The 279-nt window shown below is 50.9% G+C and carries 1 pseudogene; it reads right to left on the bottom strand.

Annotation, left to right across the window (positions count from 1 at the left end):
• Nucleotides 1–233: pseudogene (locus ACTFO6_RS18665) on the bottom strand (hypothetical protein); the annotation flags it as partial.
• Between the last annotated feature and the right edge of the window lie 46 nt (nt 234–279).

Genomic DNA, 279 nt, shown 5'->3' with positions numbered 1-279 from the left:
CGCTTAGCGACCGCTACTGTATCGTTAAAGTCAGAGCCAGGAAGAAAAGTCACGTAGACGGTAGTATTAGGTCTCAGGTATTCACGAAAGTCGCTAATCTTGGCTGCCGACCCTGGCGTCGTCTCGATGGTGAATCCGGTCATGAAATCGATGATCTGCTGGTGCAGATCGACCTGTCGGGCAATTGCCCCGGGTCCTCCCATGCTCATCCCCTCAGTCTTTTCCAAGAACATCGTCTACGCTCCATGTTATTGAGTAACAGACTGAATCATCGCAGAA

This window comes from Pelomicrobium sp. G1, from assembly GCF_051905455.1.
In the GTDB taxonomy this organism is placed as follows: domain Bacteria; phylum Pseudomonadota; class Gammaproteobacteria; order Burkholderiales; family UBA6910; genus Pelomicrobium.
The sequence above is the reverse complement of the archived record's forward strand: the minus strand, read 5'-3'. Positions and strand labels throughout refer to the sequence as shown.